We start from the raw sequence: 5,556 nt of genomic DNA, 5'->3' as shown, positions 1-5,556 counted from the left end.
GGTTGAGTGGTTCTTTGACATTGTAGGAAAAGATGAAGGGACATGTGGGCGACGGCGCCTGCTCCTGGGGCTTCAGGGCTCGGGGTGGCAGTTAGATAGTCGTCACGTTTGCATGTCCTAACGTAACCATACGTTTAGATATGTGCAGGGTGATGATCCCTGAATTAATTTTACGTCAGATGGCGGACTTTGGTCCGTGCTGTTGTGAGATTGGACAAAACTTGAGAGTTTGATCCTGGCTCAGAACGAACGCTGGCGGCATGCCTAACACATGCAAGTCGAACGAACCCTTCGGGGTTAGTGGCGCACGGGTGCGTAACGCGTGGGAATCTGCCCTTGGCTTCGGAATAACAGTTAGAAATGACTGCTAATACCGGATGATGTCTTCGGACCAAAGATTTATCGGCCAGGGATGAGCCCGCGTAGGATTAGGTAGTTGGTGGGGTAAAGGCCTACCAAGCCGACGATCCTTAGCTGGTCTGAGAGGATGATCAGCCACACTGGGACTGAGACACGGCCCAGACTCCTACGGGAGGCAGCAGTGGGGAATATTGGACAATGGGCGCAAGCCTGATCCAGCAATGCCGCGTGAGTGATGAAGGCCTTAGGGTCGTAAAGCTCTTTTACCCGGGATGATAATGACAGTACCGGGAGAATAAGCCCCGGCTAACTCCGTGCCAGCAGCCGCGGTAATACGGAGGGGGCTAGCGTTGTTCGGAATTACTGGGCGTAAAGCGTACGTAGGCGGTTATTCAAGTCAGAGGTGAAAGCCCGGGGCTCAACCCCGGAACTGCCTTTGAAACTAGATAGCTAGAGTCTTGGAGAGGTCAGTGGAATTCCGAGTGTAGAGGTGAAATTCGTAGATATTCGGAAGAACACCAGTGGCGAAGGCGACTGACTGGACAAGTACTGACGCTGAGGTACGAAAGCGTGGGGAGCAAACAGGATTAGATACCCTGGTAGTCCACGCCGTAAACGATGATAACTAGCTGTCCGGGCACTTGGTGTTTGGGTGGCGCAGCTAACGCATTAAGTTATCCGCCTGGGGAGTACGGTCGCAAGATTAAAACTCAAAGGAATTGACGGGGGCCTGCACAAGCGGTGGAGCATGTGGTTTAATTCGAAGCAACGCGCAGAACCTTACCAGCGTTTGACATCCCGCGCTATCCAGAGAGATTTGGAGTTCCCTTCGGGGACGCGGTGACAGGTGCTGCATGGCTGTCGTCAGCTCGTGTCGTGAGATGTTGGGTTAAGTCCCGCAACGAGCGCAACCCTCGTCCTTAGTTGCCATCATTTAGTTGGGCACTCTAAGGAAACCGCCGGTGATAAGCCGGAGGAAGGTGGGGATGACGTCAAGTCCTCATGGCCCTTACACGCTGGGCTACACACGTGCTACAATGGCGGTGACAGTGGGCAGCAAGCACGCGAGTGTGAGCTAATCTCCAAAAGCCGTCTCAGTTCGGATTGTTCTCTGCAACTCGAGAGCATGAAGGCGGAATCGCTAGTAATCGCGGATCAGCATGCCGCGGTGAATACGTTCCCAGGCCTTGTACACACCGCCCGTCACACCATGGGAGTTGGTTTCACCCGAAGGCAGTGCGCTAACCGCAAGGAGGCAGCTGACCACGGTGGGATCAGCGACTGGGGTGAAGTCGTAACAAGGTAGCCGTAGGGGAACCTGCGGCTGGATCACCTCCTTTCTAAGGATCGATCGGAAAGCGCTGCTCCTAGCGAGCGGAAGGGCTTCCAATCTTTTCAAAGAACATGCCGTCGTCCTCATGTCCCTTCATCCTGGAGATCAGCAAGCACTTGGCTTGCTGTGAGCCTGAGCTGGCTTATGCCGCCCGCGGCGCCGATCGCATGATTGGGGCAAGCGCAGGTGCGGAAATGGGCCGGTAGCTCAGGTGGTTAGAGCGCACGCCTGATAAGCGTGAGGTCGCAAGTTCAACTCTTGCTCGGCCCACCATTCCCGCAAAGATTGGTGAGGGGCCTTAGCTCAGCTGGGAGAGCGGTTGCTTTGCAAGCATCAGGTCATCGGTTCGATCCCGATAGGCTCCACCATTTTTGCGCGAAGCGCGAAGATGGTCTTGTTTGCGCAAAGCAGACGCTGCGCCACCACGACAAACTCCAGAGATGAAGACACTTTATCCGGCTGTAATGGCCGGTATGCGGGATTTGCCCGCTTCTTTGACATTGTGAATGGGTTTTTTAATCGATGCCGTGGCGCGTCGTATCTCCAGACGATGGAGGTACAAAATGGCGCGGCACAACAGATGATTATATCTGGCTGAGATTATCGTCCACGCCTGCAAACGGCGACAGCGTTTATGCAAGGCTGTCGTTGATGGTGTGGATTCTCAAGCGTGAGGTAAGAGCATTTGGTGGATGCCTTGGCATGTACAGGCGATGAAGGACGTGGCACGCTGCGATAAGCGTCGGGGAGTTGTGAGCAAACTTTGATCCGGCGATTTCCGAATGGGGAAACCCACCTTCACCATTTCATTCGATGTCCGGGTGACCGGGGATTGAGTGAGGTGGATAAGGTATCACCGAGTTGAATAAAATAGACTTGGTGAAGCGAACCCGGGGAACTGAAACATCTCAGTACCTGGAGGAAAAGACATCAACCGAGATTCCGTTAGTAGTGGCGAGCGAACGCGGACCAGGCCAGTGCCTTCTCTTCAACTAGCAGAACACTTTGGAAAGAGTGGCCATAGCGGGTGACAGCCCCGTATGCGAAAGTGATGGAGAAGGACTCGAGTAGGGCGGGACACGTGAAATCCTGTCTGAACATGGGGGGACCACCCTCCAAGCCTAAATACTCGTACATGACCGATAGCGAACACAGTACCGTGAGGGAAAGGTGAAAAGCACCCCGATGAGGGGAGTGAAACAGTACCTGAAACCGAATGCTTACAAGCAGTAGGAGCGGCATAGGCCGTGACTGCGTACCTCTTGCATAATGGGTCAGTGACTTAGTTTATCATGCGAGCTTAAGCCGTTAGGTGTAGGCGCAGCGAAAGCGAGTCTGAATAGGGCGCCAGAGTATGATGAATTAGACCCGAAACCCGGTGATCTAGGCATGACCAGGTTGAAGGTGCGGTAACACGCACTGGAGGACCGAACCGTTGAATGTTGAAAAATTCTCGGATGAGTTGTGTTTAGGGGTGAAAGGCCAATCAAACCGGGAAATAGCTGGTTCTCCGCGAAATCTATTGAGGTAGAGCGTCGGACGTATACCGTTGGGGGTAGAGCACTGGATGGATGCGGGGGTCGCGAGATCTACCAACTCTAACCAAACTCCGAATACCAACGAGATTTATCCGGCAGACAGACGGCGGGTGCTAAGGTCCGTCGTCAAAAGGGAAACAGCCCTAACCTACAGCTAAGGTCCCCAAGTCATCACTAAGTGGGAAAGCATGTGGGAATCCCAAAACAACCAGGAGGTTGGCTTAGAAGCAGCCATCCTTTAAAGAAAGCGTAACAGCTCACTGGTCTAAATAAGGGTTCCTGCGGCGAAGATGTATCGGGGCTAAAGTGATGCACCGAAGCTTAGGGTTCGGCACCTAGTGCCGAGCGGTAGCGGAGCGTTCCGTAGGCTGATGAAGCGGGAGGGTAACCGACCGTGGAGGTATCGGAAGTGCGAATGCTGACATGAGTAGCGATAAAGAGGGTGAGATGCCCTCTCGCCGAAAGACCAAGGGTTCCTGCTTAAAGCTAATCTGAGCAGGGTGAGCCGGCCCCTAAGACGAGCCCGAAGGGGGTAGTCGATGGGAACCACGTTAATATTCGTGGGCCTGGTGGTGTGTGACGGATCATGTGTGTTGTCACTTCTTATCGGATTGAAGTGGCTTCGAAATGGTTCCAGGAAATAGCCCCACCGTATAGACCGTACCCGAAACCGACACAGGTGGTCTGGTAGAGTATACCAAGGCGCTTGAGAGAAGTATCCTGAAGGAACTCGGCAAATTGCCTCCGTACCTTCGGAAGAAGGAGGCCCAGCATATGCGCAAGCACTTGTTGGGGGCACAGGCCAGGGGGTAGCGACTGTTTAGCAAAAACACAGCACTCTGCTAAGTCGGCTTCAAGACGACGTATAGGGTGTGACGCCTGCCCGGTGCTCGAAGGTTAAGAGGAGGAGTGCAAGCTCCGAATTGAAGCCCGAGTAAACGGCGGCCGTAACTATAACGGTCCTAAGGTAGCGAAATTCCTTGTCGGGTAAGTTCCGACCTGCACGAATGGCGTAACGACTTCCCCACTGTCTCCAGGATATGCTCAGCGAAATTGAATTCTCCGTGAAGATGCGGAGTACCCGCGGTTAGACGGAAAGACCCCGTGCACCTTTACTGCAGCTTCAGAGTGGCATTAGGAAAGAATTGTGTAGCATAGGTGGGAGGCTTTGAAGCACCGGCGCCAGCTGGTGTGGAGCCATAGGTGAAATACCACCCTGTTGTTTTCTGATGTCTAACCCAGGACCGTTAGCCGGTTCGGGGACCCTCTGTGGCGGGTAGTTTGACTGGGGCGGTCGCCTCCTAAAGAGTAACGGAGGCGCGCGATGGTAGGCTCAGGCCGGTTGGAAACCGGCTGTTAGAGTGCAATGGCATAAGCCTGCCTGACTGCGAGATTGACGAATCGAGCAGAGACGAAAGTCGGTCATAGTGATCCGGTGGTCCCTCGTGGAAGGGCCATCGCTCAACGGATAAAAGGTACGCCGGGGATAACAGGCTGATGATTCCCAAGAGCTCATATCGACGGAATCGTTTGGCACCTCGATGTCGGCTCATCACATCCTGGGGCTGGAGCAGGTCCCAAGGGTTTGGCTGTTCGCCAATTAAAGTGGTACGTGAGCTGGGTTCAGAACGTCGCGAGACAGTTTGGTCCCTATCTGCCGTGGGCGTCGATACTTGAGAGGAGTTGCCCCTAGTACGAGAGGACCGGGGTGAACATGCCTCTGGTGTACCTGTCATTCCGCCAGGAGTGCAGCAGGGTAGCTATGCATGGACGGGATAACCGCTGAAAGCATCTAAGCGGGAAGCCTCCCTCAAGATAAGGTATCATCGAGTCGTGGTAGACCACCACGTTGATAGGCCGGGTGTGGAAGTGCGGTAACGCATGAAGCTAACCGGTCCTAATAACTCTGTTCATGCTTGAGAATCCCACCATCAATGACAGCCTTGCTGTTCAGGTGGACGAGCCTCAGCCAGAACAAAACCTCATCTGTATCATCGATTAAAATCTTTGCGCCGGCTCTATTGCTTGGTGACCATAGCGTCTGTGACCCACCCGATCCCATCTCGAACTCGGCCGTGAAACCAGTCTGCGCCAATGGTACTAACGCTCAAGCGTTGGAAGAGTAGGGCGTCGCCAGGCATTATAGCCGGCGCAAAGATAAACCCATTCACAATCTCAAGGGCCAAAAAGGCCCTCCAAAAGGGGCCATCATAGGCCCCTTTTTGCGTCTCATACGCAATCTTGGTGTCGCGGGGTGGAGCAGCCCGGTAGCTCGTCAGGCTCATAACCTGAAGGTCGCAGGTTCAAATCCTGCCCCCGCAACCA

At 54.1% G+C, this 5,556-nt stretch carries 3 tRNA genes and 3 rRNA genes; all 6 read left to right on the top strand.

From position 1 onward, the window contains the following. Positions 1 to 217: 217 nt before the first annotated feature. The 6 genes from K3A84_RS20175 to K3A84_RS20150 all read left to right on the top strand — a co-directional run bounded on the left by K3A84_RS20175 (position 218) and on the right by K3A84_RS20150 (position 5,556). Positions 218 to 1,700 (top strand): 16S ribosomal RNA (locus K3A84_RS20175). 189 nt (positions 1,701 to 1,889) lie between these two features. Next, positions 1,890 to 1,966: transfer RNA gene (locus tag K3A84_RS20170), tRNA-Ile, on the top strand. A 19-nt stretch (positions 1,967 to 1,985) separates the two neighbouring features. After that, a tRNA-Ala gene (locus K3A84_RS20165) sits at positions 1,986 to 2,061 on the top strand. Positions 2,062 to 2,358: 297 nt separating this feature from the next. Further along, positions 2,359 to 5,152 (top strand): 23S ribosomal RNA (locus K3A84_RS20160). Positions 5,153 to 5,255: 103 nt separating this feature from the next. Continuing rightward, a 5S ribosomal RNA gene (gene rrf / locus K3A84_RS20155) occupies positions 5,256 to 5,370 on the top strand. The 16S, 23S and 5S rRNA genes sit together here with 3 tRNA genes alongside, the layout of an rRNA operon. A gap of 109 nt (positions 5,371 to 5,479) precedes the next feature. Continuing rightward, positions 5,480 to 5,556, top strand: a tRNA-Met gene (locus tag K3A84_RS20150).

It is taken from the genome of Novosphingobium percolationis (assembly GCF_020179425.1).
Taxonomy (GTDB): domain Bacteria; phylum Pseudomonadota; class Alphaproteobacteria; order Sphingomonadales; family Sphingomonadaceae; genus Novosphingobium; species Novosphingobium percolationis.
Note: the sequence above shows the minus strand (reverse complement) of the source record. Positions and strands in the feature narration are given on the sequence as shown.